At 67.7% G+C, this 24,472-nt stretch carries 27 protein-coding genes; 11 read left to right on the top strand and 16 right to left on the bottom strand.

Annotated features, from left to right (window positions below):
* Positions 1 to 349: 349 nt before the first annotated feature.
* From ahcY to F6X51_RS02020, 3 genes are all read right to left on the bottom strand, one after another.
* Positions 350 to 1,750 carry an adenosylhomocysteinase gene (gene ahcY, locus F6X51_RS02030; RefSeq protein WP_150961518.1) on the bottom strand — a complete coding sequence of 467 codons (1,401 nt, stop codon included), beginning with the start codon at positions 1,748 to 1,750 and terminating at the stop codon, positions 350 to 352.
* Positions 1,751 to 2,220: 470 nt separating this feature from the next.
* Positions 2,221 to 3,852 (bottom strand): AMP-binding protein, encoded by a 1,632-nt coding sequence (locus tag F6X51_RS02025; RefSeq protein ID WP_150961516.1) that lies wholly within the window; start codon positions 3,850 to 3,852, stop codon positions 2,221 to 2,223.
* Between the two features lie 7 nt (positions 3,853 to 3,859).
* A complete protein-coding gene (locus F6X51_RS02020; RefSeq protein WP_246696571.1) occupies positions 3,860 to 4,459 on the bottom strand; it encodes a nitroreductase family protein in 600 nt (199 codons plus the stop codon).
* 177 nt (positions 4,460 to 4,636) lie between these two features.
* Between F6X51_RS02020 and F6X51_RS02015 the strand changes: the two genes are divergently transcribed.
* From F6X51_RS02015 to F6X51_RS02000, 4 genes are all read left to right on the top strand, one after another.
* Positions 4,637 to 5,719, top strand: coding sequence for a GDSL-type esterase/lipase family protein (locus tag F6X51_RS02015; RefSeq protein ID WP_191969985.1), 1,083 nt, complete (start codon positions 4,637 to 4,639; stop codon positions 5,717 to 5,719).
* 229 nt (positions 5,720 to 5,948) lie between these two features.
* Positions 5,949 to 6,905 (top strand): hypothetical protein, encoded by a 957-nt coding sequence (locus tag F6X51_RS02010; RefSeq protein ID WP_150961510.1) that lies wholly within the window; start codon positions 5,949 to 5,951, stop codon positions 6,903 to 6,905.
* 26 nt (positions 6,906 to 6,931) lie between these two features.
* Complete coding sequence (locus F6X51_RS02005) at positions 6,932 to 7,588, top strand: DUF1345 domain-containing protein (protein ID WP_150961508.1); 657 nt, start codon at positions 6,932 to 6,934, stop codon at positions 7,586 to 7,588.
* 73 nt (positions 7,589 to 7,661) lie between these two features.
* Positions 7,662 to 8,882 (top strand): acyl-CoA dehydrogenase family protein, encoded by a 1,221-nt coding sequence (locus F6X51_RS02000; protein ID WP_150961506.1) that lies wholly within the window; start codon positions 7,662 to 7,664, stop codon positions 8,880 to 8,882.
* Positions 8,883 to 8,891: 9 nt separating this feature from the next.
* On the opposite strand, the gene F6X51_RS01995 is transcribed toward F6X51_RS02000, so the two are convergent.
* Entirely contained in the window at positions 8,892 to 10,208 is a 1,317-nt protein-coding gene (locus F6X51_RS01995) for an O-antigen ligase family protein (protein ID WP_150961504.1), read from the bottom strand.
* Between the two features lie 660 nt (positions 10,209 to 10,868).
* On the opposite strand from F6X51_RS01995, the gene F6X51_RS01990 reads away from it, so the two are divergent.
* On the top strand, positions 10,869 to 11,621 hold the full coding sequence (locus F6X51_RS01990) for a TerC family protein (RefSeq protein ID WP_150961502.1): 753 nt from the start codon (positions 10,869 to 10,871) through the stop codon (positions 11,619 to 11,621).
* 74 nt (positions 11,622 to 11,695) lie between these two features.
* Here F6X51_RS01990 and F6X51_RS01985 read toward each other — a convergent pair whose 3' ends face one another.
* The 3 genes from F6X51_RS01985 to F6X51_RS01975 form a co-directional block, all read right to left on the bottom strand.
* On the bottom strand, positions 11,696 to 13,222 hold the full coding sequence (locus tag F6X51_RS01985) for a tripartite tricarboxylate transporter permease (RefSeq protein ID WP_150961501.1): 1,527 nt from the start codon (positions 13,220 to 13,222) through the stop codon (positions 11,696 to 11,698).
* Positions 13,223 to 13,255: 33 nt separating this feature from the next.
* Complete coding sequence (locus F6X51_RS01980; RefSeq protein ID WP_150961499.1) at positions 13,256 to 13,753, bottom strand: tripartite tricarboxylate transporter TctB family protein; 498 nt, start codon at positions 13,751 to 13,753, stop codon at positions 13,256 to 13,258.
* Positions 13,754 to 13,816: 63 nt separating this feature from the next.
* Positions 13,817 to 14,803, bottom strand: coding sequence for a Bug family tripartite tricarboxylate transporter substrate binding protein (locus F6X51_RS01975; protein WP_150961497.1), 987 nt, complete (start codon positions 14,801 to 14,803; stop codon positions 13,817 to 13,819).
* Between the two features lie 434 nt (positions 14,804 to 15,237).
* On the opposite strand from F6X51_RS01975, the gene F6X51_RS01970 reads away from it, so the two are divergent.
* Positions 15,238 to 15,642 (top strand): GFA family protein, encoded by a 405-nt coding sequence (locus tag F6X51_RS01970; protein ID WP_150961495.1) that lies wholly within the window; start codon positions 15,238 to 15,240, stop codon positions 15,640 to 15,642.
* A gap of 54 nt (positions 15,643 to 15,696) precedes the next feature.
* Here F6X51_RS01970 and F6X51_RS01965 read toward each other — a convergent pair whose 3' ends face one another.
* On the bottom strand, positions 15,697 to 16,071 hold the full coding sequence (locus F6X51_RS01965; protein ID WP_150961493.1) for a hypothetical protein: 375 nt from the start codon (positions 16,069 to 16,071) through the stop codon (positions 15,697 to 15,699).
* Positions 16,072 to 16,233: 162 nt separating this feature from the next.
* Between F6X51_RS01965 and F6X51_RS01960 the strand changes: the two genes are divergently transcribed.
* Both F6X51_RS01960 and F6X51_RS01955 read left to right on the top strand, forming a co-directional pair.
* Complete coding sequence (locus tag F6X51_RS01960) at positions 16,234 to 16,668, top strand: DUF1810 domain-containing protein (protein WP_191969984.1); 435 nt, start codon at positions 16,234 to 16,236, stop codon at positions 16,666 to 16,668.
* 95 nt (positions 16,669 to 16,763) lie between these two features.
* Positions 16,764 to 17,393, top strand: a complete 630-nt coding sequence (locus tag F6X51_RS01955; protein ID WP_246696570.1) for an NUDIX hydrolase — start codon at positions 16,764 to 16,766, stop codon at positions 17,391 to 17,393.
* Between the two features lie 209 nt (positions 17,394 to 17,602).
* Here F6X51_RS01955 and F6X51_RS01950 read toward each other — a convergent pair whose 3' ends face one another.
* The 4 genes from F6X51_RS01950 to F6X51_RS01940 form a co-directional block, all read right to left on the bottom strand.
* The gene (locus F6X51_RS01950; protein WP_150961491.1) at positions 17,603 to 17,836 is read right to left on the bottom strand and encodes a hypothetical protein; all 234 of its coding nucleotides are present in this window, start codon (positions 17,834 to 17,836) and stop codon (positions 17,603 to 17,605) included.
* Between the two features lie 114 nt (positions 17,837 to 17,950).
* Positions 17,951 to 18,511 carry a thermonuclease family protein gene (locus F6X51_RS01945; protein WP_150961489.1) on the bottom strand — a complete coding sequence of 187 codons (561 nt, stop codon included), beginning with the start codon at positions 18,509 to 18,511 and terminating at the stop codon, positions 17,951 to 17,953.
* Between the two features lie 122 nt (positions 18,512 to 18,633).
* Positions 18,634 to 18,792 (bottom strand): hypothetical protein, encoded by a 159-nt coding sequence (locus F6X51_RS27660; protein ID WP_191969983.1) that lies wholly within the window; start codon positions 18,790 to 18,792, stop codon positions 18,634 to 18,636.
* 46 nt (positions 18,793 to 18,838) lie between these two features.
* A complete protein-coding gene (locus F6X51_RS01940; RefSeq protein ID WP_150961487.1) occupies positions 18,839 to 19,021 on the bottom strand; it encodes a hypothetical protein in 183 nt (60 codons plus the stop codon).
* Between the two features lie 958 nt (positions 19,022 to 19,979).
* Here F6X51_RS01940 and F6X51_RS01935 point away from each other — a divergent pair.
* A complete protein-coding gene (locus F6X51_RS01935) occupies positions 19,980 to 20,216 on the top strand; it encodes a hypothetical protein (protein WP_150961486.1) in 237 nt (78 codons plus the stop codon).
* A gap of 47 nt (positions 20,217 to 20,263) precedes the next feature.
* On the opposite strand, the gene F6X51_RS01930 is transcribed toward F6X51_RS01935, so the two are convergent.
* From F6X51_RS01930 to F6X51_RS01915, 4 genes are all read right to left on the bottom strand, one after another.
* The gene (locus tag F6X51_RS01930; RefSeq protein ID WP_150961484.1) at positions 20,264 to 20,842 is read right to left on the bottom strand and encodes a hypothetical protein; all 579 of its coding nucleotides are present in this window, start codon (positions 20,840 to 20,842) and stop codon (positions 20,264 to 20,266) included.
* A complete protein-coding gene (locus F6X51_RS01925; protein WP_150961482.1) occupies positions 20,830 to 21,108 on the bottom strand; it encodes a hypothetical protein in 279 nt (92 codons plus the stop codon). Before F6X51_RS01925 ends, F6X51_RS01930 begins: the two co-directional genes overlap by 13 nt.
* 376 nt (positions 21,109 to 21,484) lie before the next feature.
* Positions 21,485 to 21,742: a hypothetical protein gene (locus F6X51_RS01920; protein WP_150961480.1), complete on the bottom strand. Its 258-nt coding sequence runs from the start codon at positions 21,740 to 21,742 to the stop codon at positions 21,485 to 21,487.
* A 197-nt stretch (positions 21,743 to 21,939) separates the two neighbouring features.
* A complete protein-coding gene (locus F6X51_RS01915) occupies positions 21,940 to 22,227 on the bottom strand; it encodes a hypothetical protein (RefSeq protein WP_150961478.1) in 288 nt (95 codons plus the stop codon).
* Positions 22,228 to 22,363: 136 nt separating this feature from the next.
* Here F6X51_RS01915 and F6X51_RS28455 point away from each other — a divergent pair, with 136 nt between their 5' ends.
* Both F6X51_RS28455 and F6X51_RS01905 read left to right on the top strand, forming a co-directional pair.
* Positions 22,364 to 22,726 (top strand): hypothetical protein, encoded by a 363-nt coding sequence (locus F6X51_RS28455; protein ID WP_246696569.1) that lies wholly within the window; start codon positions 22,364 to 22,366, stop codon positions 22,724 to 22,726.
* The gene (locus tag F6X51_RS01905; protein WP_150961476.1) at positions 22,726 to 23,097 is read left to right on the top strand and encodes a hypothetical protein; all 372 of its coding nucleotides are present in this window, start codon (positions 22,726 to 22,728) and stop codon (positions 23,095 to 23,097) included. Before F6X51_RS28455 ends, F6X51_RS01905 begins: the two co-directional genes overlap by 1 nt.
* The last annotated feature ends 1,375 nt before the right edge of the window (positions 23,098 to 24,472 follow it).

The raw sequence follows: 24,472 nt of genomic DNA, 5'->3' as shown, positions 1-24,472 counted from the left end.
CGCGCCGGAGAATCGTGCCGGAAGGGGGGGCGGCCGAACATAGAACCCTAAGCTGCATCTCGACCGCGCCCGACACACGAAAGACACACTTTCCGTAGGGTTTCGGACCTTGACGGTTCGGGCCTTCCGTGGGCCGGGCGGGCCTCGCCCTGCGTCGCGGGGGGGCGCGCGCCGCCGGGCCTATCGCACAGGCCGGGTTCGGCGTTTTTGAGCGAATCACGGGCCCGGCCCGGACGGGGGCGGGCCCGGCCCGGCGGGGCCCCGGAACGCGAGAAAGCCCGGCACCGGGCCGGGCTTCCACGAAACGCGCGAAATCCGTACGCCAGCGGGCGCAGGGCCCGCCCCGGACTCAGTAGCGGTAGTGGTCGGGCTTGAACGGGCCCGCCTCGGAGACGCCGATATAGGAGGCCTGGTCGGGGCGCAGCTTCGAGAGCTTGGCGCCGATCTTGTCGAGGTGCAGGGCCGCGACCTTCTCGTCGAGGGTCTTGGGCAGGGTGTAGACCTGGCGCTCGTACTTGCCCGGGTTGGTCCAGAGCTCGATCTGGGCCAGCGTCTGGTTGGTGAACGAGGCCGACATCACGAAGGACGGGTGGCCGGTGGCGTTGCCGAGGTTCACCAGGCGCCCCTCCGACAGGAGGATGATGCGGTGGCCGTCCGCGAAGGTGATCTCGTCGACCTGCGGCTTGATGTTCGTCCACTTCAGGTTCTTGAGGCCCGCGACCTGGATCTCGTTGTCGAAGTGGCCGATGTTGCAGACGATGGCCCGGTCCTTCATCGCCCGCATGTGGTCGAGGGTGATGATGTCCTTGTTGCCGGTGGCGGTCACGAAGATGTCGGCGCGCGGCGCGGCATCCTCCATGGTGACGACCTCGTAGCCCTCCATGGCGGCCTGGAGCGCGCAGATCGGGTCGATCTCCGAGACCAGCACCCGGCAGCCGGCGTGGCGCAGCGAGGAGGCCGAGCCCTTGCCGACGTCGCCGAAGCCCGCGACCATCGCGACCTTGCCGGCCATCATCACGTCGGTGCCGCGGCGGATGCCGTCCACGAGGGATTCGCGGCAGCCGTAGAGGTTGTCGAACTTCGACTTCGTGACCGAGTCGTTCACGTTGATCGCCGGGAAGAGCAGCTTGCCTTCCTTCGCCAGGATGTAGAGGCGGTGCACCCCCGTGGTGGTCTCCTCGGAGACGCCCTTGATCGCGTCGGCGAGGCCGGCGAACCAGCCCTTCGGCTTCTGGCTCAGCGTCTTCTTGAGGAGCGCGAAGAAGATCTCCTCCTCCTCGGAGCCCGGCTTGTCCAGGAAGGCGGTGTCGCCGTTCTCGGCGCGCAGGCCCAGATGCACGAACATGGTGGCGTCGCCGCCGTCGTCGAGGATCATGTTCGGCATGCCGCCGTCATGCCAGTCGAACAGCTTGGCGGTGTAGTCCCAGTACTCCGCCAGGGTCTCGCCCTTGATGGCGAAGACCGGGATGCCGGCGGCGGCGATCGCGGCGGCGGCGTGGTCCTGGGTCGAGTAGATGTTGCAGGACACCCAGCGGATGTCGGCCCCGAGGCTCTTCAGGGTCTCGATCAGCACGGCGGTCTGGATCGTCATGTGCAGCGAGCCGGCGATCTTGGCGCCCTTCAGGGGCTGGCTCGCGGCGTATTCCTCGCGCACGGCCATCAGGCCCGGCATCTCGCTCTCGGCGATCGAGATCTCCTTGCGGCCGTAATCGGCGAGTCCGATGTCCTTGACGATGTAATCCTGAGCCATGTGGTCGATGCTCCGTGTCGCGTTGCGGGTCTGCGAGGGCTATAGCAGGGCGCGCTCCGCGAGGCAATCAAGACATAAAGATGTCTTTATGCGACTACGGAGGCGCCGCGTCCGCCGGGCGGAACGCCGCGCCTCCGGCCGGCCCGCGATCGGCGCCCCGGCAGGCGGCGAGCCGAATTCGGGACGGCCGGGACCGCCCGTGGGGAGGGCGCGCCGGCCGATGGGGACGGCCTGGTCGTAACGCCCCGCACAACCGTCGCGTCGACGTTCAGCGGGGGCGGGATCGTCCGAGCGTCCCGACGCGGAACACCCGGATCCCGCCGCAGGACCCGGACATGGCCCGCGACGCCCGTGCTCGCCACCCCGGTGGACGGCGTCATCGGCCGGGTCGGCCGGGGCCGCCGCCGCGTCTCCGTCCGGTCGTCCTCCCCGTCACCCTCCCCGTTACCCTGCCGGGTCACGCGTCCGGCTCAGCCCTCGTCCCGCAATTGCCGCCGGATGATCTTGCCCGTCGTGGTCATGGGCAGGCTCTCCCGGAAGGCGATCTCGCGCGGGTATTCGTGCGCCGAGAGCCGCTCGCGCACGAAGGCCTGGATCTCGGCCGCGAGGGCCTCGGACGGGGTCTGCCCCGGCCGCAGCACCACGAAGGCCTTGACGATCTCGGTGCGCAGCGGGTCGGGCTTGCCGACCGCCGCCGCGAGCGCCACCGCCGGATGGCGCAGGAGGCAATCCTCGATCTCGGTCGGCCCGATCCGGTAGGCCGCCGAGGTGATGAGGTCGTCCTCGCGCCCGACGAAGTGGATGTAGCCCTCGGCGTCGCGCCGGGCCTGGTCGCCCGTGAGCATCCAGTCGCCGCGGAACTTCCGCTCCGTCGCCTCCGGCTGGTTCCAGTAGCGCAGGAACATCACGGGGTCGGGCCGGGCGACGCAGATCTCGCCGGTCTCGTCCGTGTCCGTCTCGCTCCCGTCCGGCCGCAGGATTGCCACGCGGTGGCCCGGCACCGGCTTGCCGGTGGAGCCCGGCCGGGCGACGCCCGCCGCCCGGCAGGCGGCCAGGACGAGGTTGCACTCGGTCTGGCCGTAGGCCTCCCCGATGGTGAGCCCGAGCTCCCGCTCGGCCCAGGCGAAGGTCTCGGGCCCGAGCGCCTCGCCGGCCGAGGCGATGTTGCGCAGGGCCGAGAGGTCGAAGCGCGCGCGCGGGGCCTCGACCGCCCGCAGCATCCGCAGGGCGGTCGGCGGCATGAACAGGTTGGTGATGCGCAGGTCCGCGATCATCCCCAGCACCGCCTCGGGCTCGAAGCGCAGATGCGCCCGCGCCACCACCGGGATGCCGTAATGCAGGCTCGGCATCAGGGCGTTGAGGAGGCCGCCGGCCCAGGCCCAGTCCGAGGGCGTCCACATCAGGTCGCCGCCCTTCGGCGGGAAATCGTGCATCATGCGCCAGCCCGGCAGGTGGCCGGGCAGCACCCGGTGCCCGTGCAGCGCCCCCTTGGCCGGCCCCGTCGTGCCCGAGGTGTAGATCATCAGGGCGGGGTCGTCCGGCGTGGTGTCGGCGGCCTCGAACGCGGCGGGCATCCCGTCCACGAGGTCCGCAAAGGCCACCACGTCGGCCTGCCCGGAGGCCTCGGCGCCCGCGATGGCGACGATCAGCCGGAGCGCGGGCAGGCCCTCGCGAAGACCCGCGAGCTTGGCGAGGCCCGCCGCGTCGGTGACGAGGGCCCGGGCGCCGGAATCGGCGAGGCGGTAGGCCAGGGCCTCCGGCCCGAACAGGCCCGCCAGCGGCACCGCGACGGCGCCGAGCTTGTAGGCGGCCGCGTGCGCCACCACCACCGCGGCCGATTGCGGCAGCAGGACCGCGATCCGGTCCCCCGGCCCGATGCCGCGCCCGCGCAGGGCCCCGGCGAGCCGGTTCGAGCCGTCCCGCAGCTGCCCGAAGGTCACGCGCTCGAACGCGCCGTCCCGCGCCACCTCCAGGATGGCGGGGCGGTCCGGCGCGCGTTCCGCGAACCGGTCGCAGATCTCGACGCCCATGTTGTAGCGCGCGGGCAGGTCCCAGGCGAAGCCGGCCCGGAGCGCCGCGTGGTCGGGGGCGGGATCGAGCACGGGCCGATCAGGGCTTCGCGGCCGGGAAGCCCCCGGCGAAGACGAAATCCGTGATGGGGCGCCGCCCGTTCGGGGCCTCCTTCAGCCGCTGCTCCTCGCTCAGCGCCGCGTGCGGGGTGGCGCGGCCGACCGCGTAGGCCGCCTCGGCGCGGTAGCCCTCCGGCACGTTCAGGGCAGCGAGGGCCCGCTCCCTGTCGAAGCCGCTCATGCCGTGGACGTGCCAGCCCTGGCGGATCGCCTGGAGCTGGAAGGCGAGGGAGGCCGCCCCCGCATCGAGGGAATGGCTCCAGGACGGCTGCAGCGCCTCGCCGACCCGCATCTGGCTGCTGGAGACCAGGATGACGAGGGCGCCGGTGTCCTTGGCCCATTTCTGGTTGCCGGGGACGAGGAGCCCCAACAGGGTCTCCCAATGCGCGTCGCCGCGCAGGGCGTAGACGAAGCGCCAGGGCTGCGAGTTGTAGGAGGAGGGGGCCCAGCGGGCCGCCTCGAACATGCGCATCAGCTCCGCCTCCGGCACCGCCTCGCCCGTGAAGGCGCGGGGCGAGCGCCGCTCGAGGAAGAGCGGGTCGATCTCGTGGTCTGGCTGGCGGGGCGTGGGCGTCGTCACGGGGGCCTCTCCGGAGCGGGTCTCGCCCACGCCATGCACGAGGCCGCGGGGCTGTGCAAATGCATCCGGCTCGCCCAAGCTCCGCGTCCCGGACCTTGCGCGGCCCGGAAGCGCCCGCCTCCCGGAACCTCCTGTCCCCGAAGCCCGTCCCCGAAGCCCGTCCCCGAAGCCCGTCCCATGCAGATCGACCTCGCGCAGCATCTCGGCTCCCTGCTCCACGGCCATGTCGGGCTGATCCGCCGGGCGGACGGCGTCCAGCCGGTGCGCCTGCCCGCCGGGGAGCGGCGCCTCCACGATCCCTTCACCCGCTGGATGGCCGCCATGACGGCGGGCATCCGCCTGCGGCTGGTCACCGACAGCCCGTGGCTGCGCCTCTCCACGACCCAGCACCAGGCCTACCTGATCCGGCCCGGCCAGTGGCCCGCCCGCTACGAGCTGTTCGTCGACGGGCAGCCCGCCGGCCGCTTCGTCGCCCGCGGCGGGGCGCAGCGGGCGCCGGAGGGTCCGCTGATCGGCGATCCGGAGGCCGAGCTCGACCTCGGCGGCTGGTCCCCGGGGACGCGGCGGATCGAGCTGTGGTTCCCGCAAGGGGCGACGGTCGCGCTCAGGCGGATCGCGATCGCGGACGGGGCCCGGCTCGAACCCTGGCCCGACCCGCGCCCGGTCATCGTCTTCCACGGCAGCTCCATCACCCACGGGGTCGAGGTCGAGAGCGGCTCCGGCTCCTGGCCCTCGGTGGCGGCGGGCCTCGCGGGCGCGCAGGCGGTCAATCTCGGCTGGGCAGGCTCCTGCCTGATGAGCGGGCTCGCCGCCCGGATCGTGCGCGACCGCCCCGCCGACCGCATCGTCCTCGAACTCGGCATCAACGTCTGGGGGGAGGGGCTCCTGAAGGAGCGGACCTTCGCGGACGCGGCCCACGCCATGCTGGCGATCATCCGCGAGGGGCACCCCGACACGCCGGTCACCGTGGTCTCGCCGATCTTCTCGCCCTCCCGCGAGGCGTGCGGCGAGGCCGGCGGCCTGTCGCTCCAGCGCATGCGCGCGATCCTCGCCGGCGTGGTGGCCGACCGGGTCGCGATCGGCGACCGGCGGATCGCGGCGCTGTCCGGCCTCGACCTGCTCGGGCCATCGGAGGCGCGCAGCCTGCCGGACGGGCTGCATCCGAACCTCGCGGCCTACCGGCGCATCGGCGCGCGCTTCCACGCCGCCGTGCTGGCGGCCCCGGACGCGGGACCTCCCGCCGCGCCTCCGGGGGCCTGAATCCGGGCCCGCACGCGCGGCATCCCAGGCCCGCACGCGCGGCCTTTCAGGCCCGTACGCGCGGCGTGGGTGCGTTCATCCGCGAATCCGTTCCGAATGCTGCCGATCGTTCATGATTTCTTCCATCTGTGGCGGCCCCGCCGCAGCCAGGGCGGCGCATGGCATGCCAGATCGTGGGCGGCGTGGACGGGGGGCCCTGCGCAGCGGCGGGGCCAGGGCGGGGGCCGGGATGAGATCGTGTCGACGCGCCGGATCGGCCCTGCTGGCCCTCGGGCTGCTGGCCTCGCCGCCGGCGCTCGCCGGCCCGCCGGCCGCGGGCCAGGACGCGTCCGAGCGTGAAAAACCCAAGTCTTCCAAGGACAAGGCCGACGAGGTCGACACCGAGAACCTGTTCGGCTTCACCGAGGGCTCGGACACGGGCAAGAAGGGCGAGCAGGAAATCCTGTCCGACACCGTGATCCGCTTCAGCAAGCGCCGGGCCGAATCCGGGCCCTCCGGCTACGCCGTCGCCAACACGAAGCTGAGCTACCAGTTCGATCCCCTCGACACCCTCAGCATCGAGCTCGGATTGTTCGGCGACCTCCGCCGCGTGCGCAACATCACCGACCTCAACGACAAGTCGAACGTCGCCTTCGACGGCGTCTCCCTCGAGGTGAAGTACCAGTTCGTCAAGGCCTCGAATAACCAACCCCTTGGACTTGCAGTCGAATTCAGGCCGCGTTTCGCCCGCGTGCTCCCGGTCGAGGGGCAGGGCGCGGACATCTTCGACATGGAAAGCCTGATCCAGCTCGACCTGCGCCTCGTGCCGGACCGGGTCTGGCTCGGCAGCAACCTCAGCTTCGAGCCGACCGTCGCCCGCCTGCGCGGCTCGCGGGAGGGGGACCGGTCCTCGACGCTGCTCTGGTCGAACGCCGTCATGACGCGCGTCGGACAGGACACGTTCATCGGCCCGGAGGTGCGCTACCTGCGCGCCTATGACGGCGCCTTTCTGAACCGCTTCGAGGGCCAGGCGGTCTTCGTCGGGCCGGCGTTGTACCAGCGCTTCTCCGATAAGGCCTTCCTGACGCTCGCTTATTCGACGCAGGTCGCCGGACGCAACCGCGACCCGGAGGATGCGGGCCGCGCCTTCGACCTCAACCATTTCGAGCGCCACGCCGTCCGGGTGAAGCTCGGCGTCGAGTTCTGAGCCAGCCCGAGAGACGAGCCTCCCCCATGACCAACCCGCTTCGCGCCTTCTGGCTGCGCCCGCGTCTCCTCGGCTGCATCGTCCTGGCGATCCTCCTCACGCTCGCCCTGCCGGTCGCCTCGCTCTGGAGCCGCCTGCTCCTCGGCTGGTGCGTCGGCGTCGTGGCCTACATCGCCCTCGTGGTGACGCGGGCCGCGCGCCAGCCCCGCGACGCCCTGCGCGACGAGGCCTCCCGGCTCGACGACAGCGCGCTCGCGGTCTCGCTCTTCGCGATCCTGTCGACGGCGGCGAGCTTCGGTGCCGTCGCCATGCTGGTCTTCGGCGAGCGCGAGAAGGACGGCTACCAATTCGCCCATCTGGCGCTCGCCTCCGCGACGATGATCTGCGCCTGGGCCTTCGTGCAGACCGTCTTCGCGATCCACTACGCGCATCTCTACTACGGCGAGGCGGGCGCGGGGCAGGGCCGCGGCGGCCTCGACTTCAACGGCGACGACGATCCCGATTTCTGGGACTTCCTCTACTTCTCCGTCACGATCGGGGCGACCTCGCAGACCTCGGACACCGACATCACCTCGAAGACGATGCGCCGCATCGCCACGGTGCAGACGATCTACGCCTACTTCTTCAACACGAGCGTCCTCGCCCTCGCGATCAACATGGCGGCCGGCTTCGCGCAGCATTGAAGCGTGCTAGGACGGCCAAGGCCACACCGGCGGGCGGGCCGGTGCAGAGAACAAGAACCGCTCGGGAGGATGCATGCCGAACCCCGTGGCTCCCCGGCCGCCTGAATTGCTGTCGCCCTGGCACAGCGAGGCCCGTGCCGCGCTGCAGGCGGAGGCTCGCGCCTTCGCGCGCGACGTCGTCATGCCGGTCGCGGACGAGTGCGACCCGCAGAAGGCCGAGATGCCCCGCAGCCTGATCGACGCGATGGCCGCGAAGGGATGGTTCGGCATCACGATTCCCACCGAGCATGGTGGCCTGGGTCTCGGCGTGTTCGAGTACTGCCTCGTCTCGGAGGAGTTGGCCCGCGCCTGGCTCTCGGTCGGGAGCATCCTGGCGCGGGGACAGGGCCTCGGCACGCAGACGCTCGACGACGGGCGCCGGGCCGCTCTGCTGCGGAATTCCGCGCAAGGCCGCTGGATCGGAGGCATCGCCCTGTCGGAGCCGACCGCCGGCTCGGATCTGGCCGGCGTCCAGACCCGGGCGGTGCGGGACGGCGACGCGTGGGTGCTGACCGGCACCAAGCGATGGGCCGGCTTCGCCCTCGCGGCGGATTTCATCGAGGTCCTGGCGCGCACCCGCGAGCCTGAGCCCGGCGAGCCCCGCTCGGCCGGGCTCGAACCCTTCCTGGTCGTCAAGGAGCCCGGCACGTTTCCGCCGGGCATGACCGGGCAGGTCATCGACAAGATCGGCTATCACGGCTTCCTGACCTGGCAGCTCGAGCTCGACGGGGTCCGGGTGCCGGAGAGCGACCGCCTCACCGGGCTCTACGGCGACGTCGGGGCGGATGCGGATTCGGGCGGCTTCGCCGCCGTGCAGCGCGGCCTCAACATCGCGCGGGTGCACACCGCCGCGCGCGCCGTCGGCGTCGCGCGGGCGGCCGTCGAGGATTGCCAGGCCTACCTGCAGGAGCGCGAGCAATTCGGCCATCCCATCGGGGCGTTCCAGGCGCTCCGCTTCGCCTTGGCCGACATGGCGGCCGAGGTGGCCCAGGCCCGCGCCTTCTGGCAGCAGGTCGCGCACCTGCTCGATCAGGGCGAGCCGGCCGAGAGCGAGTCCGCCATGGTCAAGCTCCTGGCGACCGAGATGGCCGTGCGCGTGACGAACCAGGCGATGCAGCTCCACGGCGGCAACGGCTACACGACGGAGCGCCGCGTCGAGCGCTATTGGCGGGACGCCCGACTGACGACGATCTTCGAGGGGACGAGCGAGATTCAGCGCCGCATCATCAGCGACCGGATGCTGCCCCGGGCCTGACCGCCCCGGTCAGCGGATCAGCCGCTTGCTCGCCTGCAGGCGGAACCCGATGATCGTGGCGATCATCATGAACCAGAGCGTGCTGCCACCCGCGAACAGGACCGACTCGAAGGAGGACAGGCACAAGCCGAAGAACCAGATCCGCAGGAACAGGAGCGTGAGGTTCGGGTCGGCGACCCGCGTGCGGATCTGGTCGACGATCGGCTGACCGACGATCCAGGCCGTGGCCAGCGCCATGCCGACATAGCCCGTCATGACGCTGAGGTTCAGGAAGCCGTTGTGGGCGTCCGAGGCCCGCATGCCCCAGGACTCGAACGGCGTCCAGTTCTGCACGAGATCGCTGGTTCCCCAGAACGCCTGGAAGCCGTGTCCCACGAAGGGGCGCGCGGTGGCGTTGTCGATCGCGAAGCGCCAGATCACGTCGCGGCCGGTGAAGGACCCATCGGACATGACCGTATCGAGGGCTTCGCGAACGCCCGGGATCGCGACGGACCCGATGGTGACGAGGCACAAGAGCAGCGGCAGGGACAGCAAGAGGAGGAAGCGCGCCCAGAGGAAGGGCATGCGCACCGCGAGAAGCGGCAGCACCAGCACCGGCGGCAGCAGGCCGAGCGGTGACTTCGAATGGCTGAAATACAGGAAGATCCCGGCCAAGCCGACGAGACTCCATCCGGCAACCGGGTTCCACAGGCGTGCGGCGAACAGACCGAAGGCGATGAACATCACCATCTCCGCGCCGGCGCCGTTCTTATGGGCGAAGGCCCCGCGCCAGTCGCCGGCGAGCTCAGGCTCGCGCAGGTCGCTGGCCTGATGGATCGAGAGATGCGGCAGGAACGCGACGCCGAGAAAGCAGATCACCACGACGATCAGGGCACCGATCGTGATGAGACGCGCGAAGTCGCGCAGGTCCCGCGGGATCGTCAGGAAGGCGCAGGCCTGGAAAATCGTCAGGGCCGCGAGGATCAGCCGGCGCCCGGCGAGCTCCGCATTGACCGAGAAGGCGGCCGAGAGCGCAAACCACGCGAGCGTAGCGCACAGGAGCGGACTGGCGGCCGCACGCAGAACCGGCCAGGTGCCGGTCTGCGCCACGAAGATGGCGAGCACGGCCGTCAGCAGCAGCGTGGAGATCTGATTGAGCAGGCCGCCTCCGATCGGATCGAGGACGTCGCCGCTCCCGAGATTCGTGAAGGGCTCGACGCCGATCCAGAGCAGCAGGAAGGTCCCGAGGAACAGGATATCGCGCCAGGGGCCGGTATCCCACGGATGTGACGCTCCGGTCCCGCCGACGGGGTTCCGCATCAGTTCGGCGCGCACGGGCCGCGTCACCTGCCGCCTCCCCGCCCGGTCATGGGCGTGGACGGCACGCGTGGAGCGCTCACCGAACGGCGAGCGGCACGCGTCGCGGGCGTTCCGCTGCCGACATCGTTCAAATCGTGATCGAGCGGGGCGGTCTCCGCGCGGAATGACGAGAGCACGGGTATGCGAATGACCACGGTGACGTTCCTACCAGAACCGGACCAGCGCCAGGAATCCCCGCGCGCTCAGCCTGCCGACCCGGTTCCCCTGCCCGATCGTGCCGCGCTAGCCATGAACGGGCCGTTAAGCGCGATTGCGTTCACGAGTCGTGCCAATGGTTCCGAGAGGTTTGCTGTCACTCGATACAAGGAGAGCGCTTTGTTTTGATGTGATTGTCTGAAGAACTGTCTTCGTCCTCAATGTTCTTCTGCGCGGTTGCTGTTTCAGTGCGTGTCGTTGATCACTGACGCATCGCGGACGAGAACGCCCTCCGCCAAGCGACGGTCATTTCGAAGATCGCGGACCGCGACACGGGCCGACGGATCGGCCGAGACGCGTACCCACTCGGTTCGGAGCGCGTCCCGGGCTAGAAGGCGCCGGCCCTCCGGACGATCCGACGCGCGAGACGGCTTGCGCGGATCGGACCTCCCCTCACGCCATTCCGATCCGCGTCCCGCAAGGAAGCCAATCTTGGATCAGTACCTGACCTCGTCGTTTCTGCTGTCTCTGCTTCAGATCGTCTGGATCGACATCATCCTGTCGGGCGACAACGCGGTGGTGATCGCGCTGGCCTGCCGGGGGCTGCCCGAGCGCCAGCGCCGCATCGGCATCTTCGTCGGTGCGCTGGCGGCGGCGCTGCTGCGCATCCTCTTCGCGATCCTGATCTCCCACCTCCTCGCCGTCCCCCTGCTCAAGGTCGTGGGCGGGCTCATCCTCCTGCACATCGCGGTCAAGCTGGTCTGCGGCGAGGACGAGGCCGAGGGCGAGATCCGCCAGCACACCAGCCTGTGGAAGGCGGTCTGGACCATCGTGGTGGCCGATGCGGTGATGAGCTTCGACAACGTCGTGGCGGTGGCGGGGGCGGCCAAGGGCCACGACGCGCTGTTCATCGTCGGGCTGGCCCTGTCGGTGCCACTGCTGGTCGTGGGCGCGAGCCTGATCACGCGCCTGATCGACCGCGTCCCGCTGCTGATCTGGTTCGGCGGCGGCCTGCTGGGCTGGGTGGCGGGCGAGATGATCGCCTCGGACCCGCTGGTGCGCCAGCACGGCGTGGCGGCGCTGCCTCGGGCCGTGCAGGAGGGGATCCCGTATGCGATGGCGGCTCTGGGCGCCGCCGCCGTCATCGCGATCGGCAGCCTGCTCCGGCGCAGGAGCGCCCAGGAGGTCGCCCACCAGCAGGCCGAGGCGGTCGGCAAGGCCGAGGCCGACGTCCTCGGCGGCTGATGGGGAGGTCCTGAAGCCGGCATCCCGGGCGCGAGACTTCGCCCCGGATCACCCCGGGGTCACGGCGGTGCGCCTCAGGACGAGGTGGACACGGCCGGGGTCAGCCCGAACTTCCGGAAGATCAGCTTGCGAATCTCGCCCAACGGCCCCCAGAACAGCAGCAGCAGCGCCAGGATCATCAGCGTCGAGACCAGGCCGTTCGAGAAGAAGACCGAGAGGTTCCCGCCCGATCCGAGGAGCGCCTGCCGGAAGGCATCCTCGGCGCGGTCGCCGAGCACGAGGGCGAGCACGAGGGGCGCGAGGGGATAGTCGAGCTTCTTGAACACGTAGCCGACGATGCCGAAGGCCAGCATCAGCCAGATGTCGAAGCGCGAGGATTCCACCGTGTAGGCGCCGATGGCGCAGACCACGAGGATGATCGGCGCGACCAGCGCGAAGGGGATCCGCATGATCGCCGCGAAGACCGGCACGGTGGCGAGCACGATCAGCAGTCCGGCGACGTTCCCGAGATACATCGAGGCGATCAGGCCCCAGACGAATTCCTTCTTCTCGATGAACAGGAGCGGGCCGGGCTGGAGACCCCAGATCATCAGGCCCCCGAGCAGGACGGCTGCCGTCGCCGAGCCCGGGATGCCGAGCGCCAGCATCGGCAGCAGGGCCGAGGTTCCGGCGGCGTGGGCGGCGGTCTCGGGGGCGAGCACGCCCTCGATCTCGCCGCGCCCGAAGGCCTCGGGCCTGCGTGAGAACCGCTTGGCCAGTCCGTAGCCCATGAACGAGGCCGCGATCGCCCCGCCCGGCGTCACGCCCATCCACATGCCGACCACCGAGGAGCGGATCAGGGTGGCCCAGTAGCGCGGGAGGGAGGCCCAGGTGCGCAGAACCACGGCGAGGTCCATCGCGGCCTGCTTGCCCTTGAAGTGCAGGCCCTCCTCGATGGTCAGCAGAATCTCCGACACGCCGAACAGGCCGATCACCACGACCAGGAAGTCGAAGCCCTTCATCAGCTCGCTGGAGCCGAAGGTCAGGCGCAGGTCGCCCGAGATGGTGTCGAGGCCGACCGCCGCGAGCAGGAAGCCGAGGGCGAGGGAGGCCACGATCTTGGCCTTGTTCTCGCGGCCCATGCCGATGAAGGAGCAGAAGGTCAGGAAGAAGACCCCGAAGAACTCCGCGGGCCCGAAGCGGAGCGCGAACTTGGCCACGAGGGGCGCCACGAAGGTGATCAGGATCACGCCCGAGAGCGCGCCGATGAAGGAGGCCGTGAAGGCCGCGGTCAGCGCTTCCCCGGCCCGTCCCTGCTGCGCCATCGGGTAGCCGTCGAAGGTCGTGGCGACGGACCACGCCTCCCCCGGAATGTTGAACAGGATCGACGTGATGGCGCCGCCGAACAGCGCGCCCCAATAGATCGAGGACAGGAGGATGATGGCCGAGGTCGGGTCCATCCCGAAGGTGAGCGGCAGCAGGATGGCGACGCCGTTCGGCCCCCCGAGGCCGGGAAGGACGCCGACCACGATGCCGAGCAGCACGCCCACCACCATGAACAGGACGTTGTGCCACGTCAGGGCGACCTGGAAGCCGAGGAGAAGCTGGTTGAGATCGTCCATCGTCGATGTCTCTCAATGCCGCCGGTCGTGTGGTCAGTAGCCGAGCAGGGTCTCGATCGGCCCCTTCGGCAGGGGAACCCGGAACTGCAGCTCGAACACCCAGAAGATGATCAGCGGCGTCAGCACGACGGCGAGAAGGGTTTGCCACCAGCGAAACGAGCCCAGCATCACCATGAACAGGGCCATGAACAGGGCCGAGGCGACGTAGATGCCGACGAAGGCGATGGCGAGCACGTAGAGGAAGAGTGGCAGGAAGACCTGGGCCACGAGGCGCAACTGGCCGAAGGTCACGAAGACGCTCTCCTCGCGGCGGAAGGCGCTCACGAGGGTGGCGATGGCCGCGATGACGAGGATCCAGGCGACCCGAGCCGGGAAGAAGCCGTTCTCCGGCCCGTTGTCCCAGCCCGCGCCGCGTCCGTAGGAATCCCACAGGGCAAGCCCCGCGACGCCCATCAGCGCCAGCGACACGAGCGTTTCGACGAGCCGGCGCGAGACGCCGCGCTCGGAGATCGGGGGAGAAGCATCCGCCATGACAGGTCTTCCGCGCGAGGGGACGACGGGCCCGGTGCTGCTCCGGGCCCGTCGGACGGGTTCCTAGTTCGTCGCGATGAAGCCGGCCTTGCCCATCAGGTCCTTGTGCTTGCGCTCATCCTCGACGAGGAAGTCGACGAAGCCTTGGCCGGACCGGAAGTCGGGCACCAGGGCGTTGCGCTCGACATAGGCCTTCCAATCCGGGGTTTCGGCGACCTTCCGGAAGAGATCGACGTAATAGGCCTGCTGCTCGGGCGTGACCTTGCCGGGCATGAACATGCCGCGCAGCATCTGGTAGGTGACGTTGAGACCCTGGGACGGGCAGGGTGGGATGTCGGACCATGCCATGTCCGCCGTCACCTTCTGGGTGTACACCATCGGCTTCGGCGAGAAGACGCAGAGCGGCTTCACGGCGCCGGAGCGCCAATTGGCGATCTCCTCCGCGGGATTGTTCATGTTGGCATCGATATGCCCACCCGCGAGCTGAACCGAGGAGGGGCCGCCGCCCTGGTAGGGAACGTAGGTGATCTTGACGCCCGCGGTCTGCTCCATGGTGACGGAGATGAGGTGATCCTCGCGCTTCGAGCCGTTGCCGCCGGTCTTGAGGGGTGGGGCCGCGGTCTTCGCCGCTTCGAGGAAATCCTTGGCGGTCGTGTAGGGCTTCGCGGCGTTGACCCAGAGCACGAATTCATCCTGGGCCAGCATCGCGACCGGCGTGAAATCCTTCCAGCTCACCGGAAGCTTGGTCGCGAGCGGAGTCATGTAGATGCCGCTCGACGTGGTGATGAGCTTGTGCGGGTCACCGGCGGACTTCTGGATATCGAGCATCGCCTCGCCGCCGGCCGCCGCTGGCTTGTTCACGATGATGACCGGCTGCTTGACGAGGTTGTTCTTCTGGATCGCGCCCTGGATGGTCCGGGCCATCTGATCGGACGATCCGCCCGGCGGAAAGGGAACGATGATCTCGATCGGCTTCGTCGGTTCCCAGGCGTGAGCCGGGGCAGCAGGTAGCAACGCGGCCGCGATCGCGGCTTTCACGGCAACTCTCATGGCGTTTCCTCTCGAAGTGCTCTTGTCGGCACTGCATGGCTCGAAGCTATTCGAACACCGTCAAATTCCACAAGCCAGCCCTGCACGCAGGCAAGCCCGGCCCATTACCGCGCAAGCAACCCCTCGTCAGATGAACCGGCGCCCCGCGCTCGGCAATCGAACCATCGGGAGTTGCCTGGTGCATTTCTGAACTGTGAGTTATTCAATATGCAGACGCAAGGGTCCCGTTCTTGCGTTCACAGCCGTAGATATTTTCCGCCAGTCTGGGATCAAATGTTCGACGCCAACGTATCAGGCCCGAAGTCCTTCGCCGCCGCCTGTCTCGGCCGCAGCGTTGCTTCAAGCCAAGGATCGAGGGCGCGAAAGGCTTTGAGAGGCTGGCAAGGTTCGGGCGATCCGAGATTGCGCACGATCCGGGATGGAGCAGGGTGCCGATGGCATTGACGGGAAGCTGCCTCTGCGGATCGGTCCGCTACGAGGTCGATCAGCTGGACATGCCCATCGTGCATTGTCACTGCGTGACTTGCCGCAAGGCTCACGCGAGTGCCTTCGCGACGACGGCCGGGGTGCTGCGCGAGCACTTCCGCTGGACGGCCGGGGCGGACAAGCTTCGCACCTTCCCCTCCTCACCCGACAAGGGTCGATGCTTCTGCTCCGAGTGCGGCACGCACCTGATGGCGGAACGGCCGGCGCAGGCCCATGTGCTCCTGCGCGTCGCGACCCTCGACGACGATCCCGCCCAGCGGCCGCAACAGCACATCTGGACCTCACACGAGGTGCCGTGGCTCGTGGACGATGGGGACCTGCCCCGGAATGCCGAGTGGCAGCCCGGACGCTGAGACCGGCGTCTCCGGGGACGGCCGACCGCACCAATCCGGATGCGGCGGCCCCGCTCAGGACCTCGTCGTGAGGGATTGGCCGGCAAGGCCATAACCCAGCGCCGCCGCCTTCCGGTTCACCAGCCCGAACCGCAGCACTGCCTGTTCCAGATAATCGATGGCCTCGATCAGGTGATCGCGCGCCGCTCCGAGTTCGTCCGGACCCTCCTCGAGTGGCGTCTCGGCCAAGGTCACGGCCGCGATCAGTACCCGGTCCCGCTCATCCTCGATCCGCCGGTCGCGCTCGACATGCCCGCGCACGTCGGCATCGAAGGCCTCGAGCACCGCCCACGGCAGATCGTCCCTTCGGATCGAACCCGGATAGGTCATCGCGCGGCGGCGCGCGAGGGACGCCGCTCGCCTGACGATCTCTGCGAGCTTTGCCTCCATCACGACCTCCGGCGCTCACCGCGGCACCTGCCGAGCGAGAACGCAGGCTCCCGTCGGAATGGTTCCGATCGGAGCGGTCCGAGGACGATCCGGTTGCGCGCCTCGACGCGGCGCTTACTCTGACCAAGGGGGCCCGGTGGCCAGGAACGCGGCAGGCGCATCATGACGATCGACGATCCCGGTGGCCTCGAGCGGTTCGTCGAGGCTCAGCGTGGAATCTACGACCAAGCCCTCGGCGAATTGCGAAACGGGCGCAAGACGAGCCACTGGATGTGGTTCATCTTCCCGCAGGTCGCCGGTCTCGGCCACAGCGCGGTGGCGCAGCGCTACGCGATCGGCTCCCTCGAGGAAGCGCGCGCCTACCTGCGTCACTCGCTGCTCGGCGAGCGCCTGCTGACCTGCACGCGTGCCGTGAACGACGTGCGGGGACGCTCGGCCCGCGTCCTGTTCGGATCGCCGGACGACATGAAGTTCCGATCCTCCATGACGCTGTTCGCGCGGGCCGCGCCGGAGGAGCCGATCTTCGACAGGGCCCTGGCGCTCTACTTCGATGGCGAGGCGGACCCGCTGACGCTTGCGAAGCTCTCGGCCGCGTAAGGCCTGGTTCCGTTGAGGTCTCGGCGAACGACGATCCCCGTCCCGGCATCCGCACCGCCGATGGCCTCGGGCATGCCCAGGCGCTACCGAGGAGTATGCACGGCGACCCGACCCGCCCGGAGTTCACGGAAAGCGAGACGATGCGCGACAGGTCCTGGACGGTGCAGCGATCGCTGTACGCGCTGCGCGATCGCTGGATCAGCGTACGGGCCGACGATTGTACGACGGCGTCGGGCGCCACCGTGGCGCCCTATTACGTGCTGGAGTTTCCGGACTTCGTGCATGTCGTTGCGCTCGATGAGGCCGGGCGCGTCGTGCTGGTGCGGCAGTATCGGCACGGTCACCGGGGACACAGCCTCGAATTGCCCGGCGGCGTGATGGATCCGGGCGAGACCGATCTCTTGGCGGTTGCCGCACGCGAGTTGCGCGAGGAGACCGGATATGTCGGCACGAGCCTCACACATCTCGCGACCCTGAGCGTCGATCCGGCCCGCTATGCCAACCGCCTGCACCTTGTGCGCGCGACGGGCTTGGCCGCGGGCTCGGCAAGCCCGGAACCGACGGAGGACATCGATGTGGTTCTCGTTCCGCGCGATGAAGCGATCCGGATGGCGCTGTCGGGCGGGATCGTGAATGCAGCCCATGTCGGCCTGCTGCTGATCGGCCTGGCCGATGGGGGCGGGGTCGAGGGGCCGTCGCAATCCGGGGCATTTGCCCGGGCCTGATCGGCGCGGCCTCTGCGAGAGCCCACCTGCGTCTTCGCGGGAGGCGCGATATCGGCAGAAGATCCGGGCGACCTGCGTGCGATTGGGATCGCCCTCAGCGCCACAATCTGGGGGGCAGCGACCCTGGCCGCCGCCGATGGTGTATGGTGCGCTCTAGGAGCCGGCACGCCCGCTGCACGCGGATCTGCCGCTCGCCGGCCCGCGCGGCGTCACGGCACGCCGATAAGTTCGAGCCAGACATCCTCGAGATAGGCCGCGATGCGGCGCCCGGCCCCCTCATCCTGACATTCGATGGTGTAGGTCACCGTGCACGGGCGCGCGTAGAGTTCCCGGAAGAAGGCTTCCGCCAGGAGGCAGAGACCCCGCTCCGTGCAGGCTTCCACGATGCTCTCCTGGCCACCGAAGTCGATCCGGACCGCAAAGCCGCGCGCGGGACGCCCCATTCCGGCCTCCTGAGCAGACCCACCCTTTGGGCAACCCCGGAAGTGGAAAAAGGGTCAGGCGCCCGGGTATTTCTTGGGCGGGGTGCTGCCTGACACCCGGATGCCTCCCCGGGGTCAGGGCTTTCGCGACGCGACCGTGGCCGAAGCGTGCGGCCGCTGGACCGGTTCGGCGGCGGCGATCTGGTTCGTGGCGGGAGAGGGCGCACGTCTGCGGCGGGCAGGATCGTCGAAGGCGCCGCTCCAGAGACCGCGCCGCTTCGCCCAAGCCAGCCTCTCGTCCGCCACATACGCGCCCGAGACGTCCCGGTGCGCGGTCGCGTACCCTTGCGCGGCCATCCACGCGCCGAGATCCTCGTTGCCGCTGCGGCAGGTCGCGGTCGTACGCCCGTCGCGATCGGTCTGCTGCGGCTCGCACGCCACGATGGCGTCGCCGATGAGAGCCGCGAGGGCTCGCGCCGCGATCGCCCCGCAGGCGTAAGCCTGGCCGGCCGCGTCCAGGCAGACCTGCTTCGGGTCCGGCGCCGCGATCCCGTGGAGACCGATGACCTTTCCGCGGAGGTTCAGGGTGTTGCCGTCGAGGATGACGGCGCGCCCCGTCACGGTTTCGCCGGACCAAGCGGCTCCTGGCGCCATGAGCGCGAGCAGGACTAGCCCGGCAAGCATCACCTGCCTCATTGCGCGCCTCGCCACGAAGGTGGATGCCGAACCGCCTCCGTGCTCGCCGACGGCTTGTCGGCCACGGTGGCTCGGGCCAGAGCACCCCTAGTGATCGCGGCGATTTCGGTCCGTGATCCGCGTCACGTTTCAGGATCGGCGGGCTTCGAAGCGTAGCAGCGACGAACAGCTTCGTGGAACGCGCTGCGCTGAGCCGAGGTCAGGCGCTTCAGACGTTCTTCCAGCAGGGCTCGGGCGGCGATCGCGTCCGGATGCTGCTCAACCTCGGCTTCGGTCGGCATGTCGTCTTCCCTCGAACTGGCGCGCGTCCGGCGCGGCATCGACATGTCACTTCTGCCAATGATCGCGCCGAATCTTCCCGAGCAGAACGATCGACGCGAACAGGGCCGCCGCGGCGGTGTCACTCAGGGCAATCTCCGGCTCATCCGGCACGAGGACCACCCACACCATGGCGGTCGCCGCGATGACGATGGCCGCCAGGCCCAGCAGTAGTTGCGTGCGTTGCTTCATGAGCAGGCTGCCTTCCGTCGCGTGGATCGCTTGCTCCGGTCACTGCAGCTTAGGATGTCTTTCCGGCTACGCAACCGACGACTCCCCGGCAATCCGCGGCGCCGGTCCTGCGGAGCCGGGTTGAATGCCCGATCCATGGCTGCCCGCAAGCCATGTGAGGGCCGGTGTAGCGCAGCGGTAGTGCAGCGGTTGTAAACAGAGAAACCGCCTTCTCGCCTTCGGCCCATTCCGTAATCCTGACCGTGTTTTACACGATTGCGGCAGGAGTTGACCGATACATCTGTGCCGTATTTGTGCGACCGCGTCACGCGCCGCCTGAGCTTCCTGTGCCGCCAGGAAGGTCAAATAAAGCTCGGTGACCTGCACCGAATATAATTCCGCCGCGACCGGCGCGCAGGTAGTCCACGGCGAATCTGTGCCGGAGATCGTGGAAGCGGAAGCGCCGAAACGTGCCGCCGGCCTTCTCGACTTGGTCTACGAGCTGCCGCCCGTACAGGCTGAACCGCCTCGTCACGTTAGCGAAGGGTCGGCCGTCCGAGTGCCAGAACACGTGCCGTGTGGCCATGCTGACCGGAATCTCCCGGAACAGCGCCGCAAAATTCTGATAATTCGCAAGGGTTATTGTGAGCCCCTTGCTGGCCTGTACAGATGGGGTCCTCGCCGACTCGGAGGCCATTAGCATGCGAGAACTCGCTTCTGTGCTGGACGGCGACGCATTTGGCCGCCTCATCACTGGCTTGGCCCGGGCGGCTCTGGACGGTGCTAGTGAGCCTGTTCCCGCTCTCATCGGCCGACTACGGCGCCTCGAAGAACAGGCTCGTGCTGATGGCCTGAGCGGCCAGACGATCCATGCGATCGCTACGGGTCGGCTATTGCTCGGCGACCGAGACGCCGTCTGAGAGCGGGTGCGGCCGAACTTGAGGAGCACTTGCAGGTTGGTCTGCGACAGAAGACCGCCATGCCCGACAAGACCACGAACACCGCCGATCAAGCTGAGAGCACCGACGACGCCGAGCTCGCGAAGAAGGCCGGTGATCATATTGTGGAAAGCGAGCGGCGGGCGGGCGAGCCGAACTCCGAAGAGCCCGCAACGAACGAGCCGGTTGCCGTCACTGCCGAGGACGCCGACGTGGGACTGGCCGGCAACAGTGCGGATGCAGAGGAGATTCCGGGCAAGCGCGAGACCGATTTCTGATCGCGCCAGGATTGGCGCGGCGAACGCCTTCGTGGAGCTGTGAGCGCTCATCGTCCTTTGCTCCCCTCGGCCCGATCCGCCGCGCTGCGCAGATCGTCCGCCATCTCGCACGCCTCAGCAGGGGTCAGCGCGGCCCTTGTGTCGCAAGAATGGCCAGCGTCACTCGTCAACGTGCCATTTCTACAATAACTTTTGTTATCTCTTCGCAGTCGCTGTTTCGCCCGATTGTTTTTCAAGCCTGGTTGCTCGCGAATATGGAGTTCAATGCAATGTCTGATCTCACTCCGATTGCAGATCACATCGAGGCACGGGTCGCCTTTAGTCTCCTGCGAGACGCCTATATGGATCTCGCCCGAACCCTGCTCCGGATTGAGGAGGAGCCGGCGCGAGAACTCCTGCGTGGCGTCGAGCAGCGCACCGCGCTGCGGCTGGTGAGCGGCGACGCGGAGGAGGGTCCGGGTAGCGGCACGTTTGCCAAGGCAGTCGAGCCGGTCTGTGCGGTTCTCCGTGCAGCGCAGGCCGCGGCCTGAGACGGCAGCAAGCCGAAACCTGGGCAGGTCGAATTCGATCGCGAAGCCCTGATGCGGGTCGGTACCGGTGAGGTCGAGGTAGGTCAGGCGGCCCATTTGATCTTGAGCAGCCAACGTGCGTCGCGCAGAGCTATGGGTGCGTTGAGAGGCAGATCCGCAAGGAGCTGCCTGAACAACAGAAGATTTATGCCTGCGCGATAATTGCTCATTAAGCGGCGGCGGCGATGATTGCTTTCGTCAGAAGCTGGACTGGTTCTCAAGATGAACGATCGCCGCTCGTTACCACGTAAGCAGTTGCTGAGGACCGCCCAAATAATTCTGAGCCAATCCTCGGCCTTCGATTGCACCGTCAGGAACGTCACGTCTGACGGCGCACCGATACGGGTCCGTAGTGTCATCGGCATACCGGATCGGTTCGAGCTCACGATTGATCCAAGCGATGAGCGGCAATCGTGCCATGTGATCTGGCGGTCGTTGGATGAACTCGGCGTCCGGTTTGACGCCGCCGCTACATAACGGACATCGATCGTGGCTAAACATGCCGTTCTTCCAGCCGATTCGCGCAGGTCCCGGCGCAAGAGCACCTATAAGCTCGGGGTGATCCAGATCGACAGTTGCTCGCCAGATATCGAATGCTTCGTCAGGAAGGAGTCTGAGGGCGGCGCGAAAGATTTGATCCGATTCTGCCTAGCGTACAGCGAGAACTCCGAGCGATCGTATCGCTGCGAGGCTTTTCTCTCAGTGCACGGGAAAGTCGTCGCGCTCGTAGATCTCTCGAGCCTGAGCGTAGGTCGTGATCGCCGGCTTGTCGTCGCGAAGCATGACGCTGAAGAACTTCCCGTGCGTCCTCGGCCAGTCCTCGACGATCATGTGAATGGCCTTGGCCAAGGTGCAATCAATCGGTCGGCCCGGTGGCGCCAGCTCAGCACCCGGGTCGATGTCAGTCCCGTCGTGCCATAGGATCTGGACCGGCTCGTTGTAGTCGATGTCGCCCATTGAACCCTCCTTACGAAGGATGGTCGCGCTTTCAGCCGCGCGGTATGGCGTTTCGATCCCTTGTTTGTTGCTCGAAGTTGAGCACGGTCCGGCAGTCACGTCGAGTATCGCTCAACTGAAAAGCGTCTCATGCACGCATCGGCCACGGCATAGGTTGTCCTCTGAACGCTCGGGCTGCTGCGGGACCTTTCTACGTGTCAGGACTTCGGAAAGTCGGGGCGATCGTATATCTTTCGAACTGCCTTGTAGGTCGTGATGGGCTTCAGCCCCCGGTCCCGGATGATCAGGCAGACCTGTTCGAATGGCCGATCTGTCCATTTGGCGAGGGCTCGACGAATAGCTTCGTCCAAGCAACACGTCGTCGGATTTCTCCTAAGGACAGGGTCGTCACCGATCTGATCGATCCACATAATTCTAACCAACTCTTTGTAGTCGATCTGGCGCACGCGCGGCATTAATTTGCTCATGATTTGAGCAAAAGCCATGATTTAAGGGTTCCCGGCAACTGAAATCGGCCATTAGTGCGGTTTGCACTGTGCCGTTACACTTAAGGTGAACTTAACCGATCGTGTTGCTGTCCATGTACCGCCACCGCCCACGCCTTCGGTGACAAGGTCTGCATTGGGCGAACCCGTCATCCGCGAGAAGGCCCCATGCCCGGCCGCCTTCGCCGGGGCAACGCTTTCCGGCCTCCCGGCGCCCTGCATCATCGAGGCGAACGAGCCCAGGCACGACCCCGTCCGGTATGCGTGGGCGGCGCCGACCGCCGATCTCGGCTTGGGCGGCCTGATCATGGCGCCGTTCACGATGGCGCTCGTCTTCGACGCCTTCGCGGCCCCGAGCGCCCCGAGCCTCAACATCGCGGTCTTCGGCACCCTCGCCAGGTTCGAAGCCCTCTCGGTCTACATCGCCGTGCTGGACGGCGTCTCCAGGAAGAGCCGGATCGGCAAGGCGCGCGACCGGCTCGAGAGGGCGGCGGGCTGATGGACTGGCTGACGTTTCTGAAGGACGTGATCGCGACCCAGCCATTTCTTCAGGTGTTCGTCGGGGGCTGCACCACGATGCTGATCGGCTGGATGGTGACCCGGGCGCGCGGCGACCGCGAGCAGCTGCCGCCGCCGGCCCCCAACACCATCGCCGACGTCCCGATGCCGTTCCTGCAGGGGCCACGCGAGGTCGTCGACCTGATGCGCGAGCTGCGGGATCTCGCCCGGCGCAAGGCCGAGGATATCGGCCGGATCGCCGAGTGCGTCCGGATCCTCTGGGAGGAATCGAAGCGGCAGACGGAACTGCTCAGCGCGATCGAGCGGGAGCAGGCCGTCGAGAATCGGTCGCATGAGCGGGAAGCGCGGTGAACGGCCACATCGCCATGGCGCTCCTCGCCGGCATCATCATCGGTCTTGCGATCGCCGCTGTGGTGCGGATCGGCGGAGGTGATTGGCATGGAGCGTGCAACTCACACTCTTCCCTAGATGCCGCGACTTAGCCCGCCCGGGCCCTCCTCCGGCGCGGGCTTTTTGTTGCGCTCAATCATGACCGAAGACAGGCTGTTGGGCACGACTCCGGACGCAAACGGTAACGCAACCTTCAGCCCGCCCGGTTCGCCGCGGCGGGCTTTCCCGTATCATTCGCACAGAATTATGCCCGGGGTCGCTCGTTGCCCTCGCCAGCATTGGGCTCATCGCAATGGGCGCGAGGCATAGAAGTTGCCGGGTAGTCAGACGGGAGCGCGATCAGTCTTTCAATCGCCGATAGGCGGGATCGGAATCAACGACGGTGTACTTCTGTATCTTTGATCAGCTGCGACGCTTTATCGTGGCAGGCGTAGATTGTGTACATCAGCCCGAGGTCGCCAGAAGGCCGAACAAGACCAAGGCGATCAACAGCACAGCCAGGGGCAGAAGGTTCCAGATTGCGTCCAAGGTAGTGCTCCCTTCATTCGTGACGAAGGAGCAACCGGCCGCACTGCGATCGAAGAAATGATTGTGCGGCCGGCGCCTGCCACCCCGGTATCCCCGCCGAGGCGCACGGGCCATGCTCTGCGCTGCCCGAGGGGCCGACAATCTCAAAAGATGGATGAACAGATGAGGCCAAAGCAGTCAGCGAGAGCGTACCGAACAGCTTGATCGTCCCCTTCCGCACATTGAACTAGATCGACAGCAATTGGTTTTCTCCAAAAATGGGAGCCAATCATGCGCTTGATATTGTTTCTAGCGGCCATGAATTGTGTTGGCAGTCCTGCGCTCGCTCAATCACAGGGAAATCTGCTGGTCGACACACCCCGAGAAACCACGCGTCTTAATGAATTGAAGACTGCGCCTGTGCCGAAACAGGCCCAGGATCTCGATACAGTTCAACTCGCTTCAGCACATCGCGAGCGTGCAGAGTCGGTACAAGAAAAGACCAATGGATTGTGGCAGTCGTGGCTCGTTTCGATCTGTGAAGGTTGTGGTGACACCCCTCCGCATCACAGGACGCTCCGAGACGATTTTGCCGCCAACCGAAGGACGGCAGGCAGCACCGCCCCAAGCACGACGGGTGGCATCCAGCGGCAAGCTACTCCCCGTAAGGAGCCGTCAGACCGGTACGGTCGACGGCTCTACACCGACCTGTCGCCGGAGAATGTCGGCGAGATCAGGCGCATGCCGAAGCGATAGCGCCCCTAGTGCAGCGACGCTGTCAGAGGATTCACGAGGCGGGTGATGCATGCGAGTCTGGGCAATGGCCCAG

The organism is Methylobacterium planeticum (assembly GCF_008806345.1).
In the GTDB taxonomy this organism is placed as follows: domain Bacteria; phylum Pseudomonadota; class Alphaproteobacteria; order Rhizobiales; family Beijerinckiaceae; genus Methylobacterium; species Methylobacterium planeticum.
This window is presented reverse-complemented; position numbering and strand designations above follow the sequence as displayed.

Coding starts and splice junctions, on each gene's coding strand:
- F6X51_RS02015 (WP_191969985.1), top strand. CDS start 4,637: ATGCAGATCGACCTCGCGCAGCATCTCGGCTCCCTGCTCCACGGCCAT.
- F6X51_RS01955 (WP_246696570.1), top strand. CDS start 16,764: ATGCACGGCGACCCGACCCGCCCGGAGTTCACGGAAAGCGAGACGATG.
- F6X51_RS02010 (WP_150961510.1), top strand. CDS start 5,949: ATGAGATCGTGTCGACGCGCCGGATCGGCCCTGCTGGCCCTCGGGCTG.
- F6X51_RS01935 (WP_150961486.1), top strand. CDS start 19,980: ATGCCCGACAAGACCACGAACACCGCCGATCAAGCTGAGAGCACCGAC.
- F6X51_RS01985 (WP_150961501.1), bottom strand. CDS start 13,222: ATGGACGATCTCAACCAGCTTCTCCTCGGCTTCCAGGTCGCCCTGACG.
- ahcY (WP_150961518.1), bottom strand. CDS start 1,750: ATGGCTCAGGATTACATCGTCAAGGACATCGGACTCGCCGATTACGGC.
- F6X51_RS01975 (WP_150961497.1), bottom strand. CDS start 14,803: ATGAGAGTTGCCGTGAAAGCCGCGATCGCGGCCGCGTTGCTACCTGCT.
- F6X51_RS01965 (WP_150961493.1), bottom strand. CDS start 16,071: ATGGAGGCAAAGCTCGCAGAGATCGTCAGGCGAGCGGCGTCCCTCGCG.
- F6X51_RS01905 (WP_150961476.1), top strand. CDS start 22,726: ATGGACTGGCTGACGTTTCTGAAGGACGTGATCGCGACCCAGCCATTT.
- F6X51_RS01915 (WP_150961478.1), bottom strand. CDS start 22,227: ATGGCTTTTGCTCAAATCATGAGCAAATTAATGCCGCGCGTGCGCCAG.
- F6X51_RS01940 (WP_150961487.1), bottom strand. CDS start 19,021: ATGAAGCAACGCACGCAACTACTGCTGGGCCTGGCGGCCATCGTCATC.
- F6X51_RS01980 (WP_150961499.1), bottom strand. CDS start 13,753: ATGGCGGATGCTTCTCCCCCGATCTCCGAGCGCGGCGTCTCGCGCCGG.
- F6X51_RS01970 (WP_150961495.1), top strand. CDS start 15,238: ATGGCATTGACGGGAAGCTGCCTCTGCGGATCGGTCCGCTACGAGGTC.
- F6X51_RS27660 (WP_191969983.1), bottom strand. CDS start 18,792: ATGCCGACCGAAGCCGAGGTTGAGCAGCATCCGGACGCGATCGCCGCC.
- F6X51_RS02000 (WP_150961506.1), top strand. CDS start 7,662: ATGCCGAACCCCGTGGCTCCCCGGCCGCCTGAATTGCTGTCGCCCTGG.
- F6X51_RS01920 (WP_150961480.1), bottom strand. CDS start 21,742: ATGGGCGACATCGACTACAACGAGCCGGTCCAGATCCTATGGCACGAC.
- F6X51_RS01945 (WP_150961489.1), bottom strand. CDS start 18,511: ATGAGGCAGGTGATGCTTGCCGGGCTAGTCCTGCTCGCGCTCATGGCG.
- F6X51_RS01950 (WP_150961491.1), bottom strand. CDS start 17,836: ATGGGGCGTCCCGCGCGCGGCTTTGCGGTCCGGATCGACTTCGGTGGC.
- F6X51_RS01930 (WP_150961484.1), bottom strand. CDS start 20,842: ATGGGCCGCCTGACCTACCTCGACCTCACCGGTACCGACCCGCATCAG.
- F6X51_RS01960 (WP_191969984.1), top strand. CDS start 16,234: ATGACGATCGACGATCCCGGTGGCCTCGAGCGGTTCGTCGAGGCTCAG.
- F6X51_RS02005 (WP_150961508.1), top strand. CDS start 6,932: ATGACCAACCCGCTTCGCGCCTTCTGGCTGCGCCCGCGTCTCCTCGGC.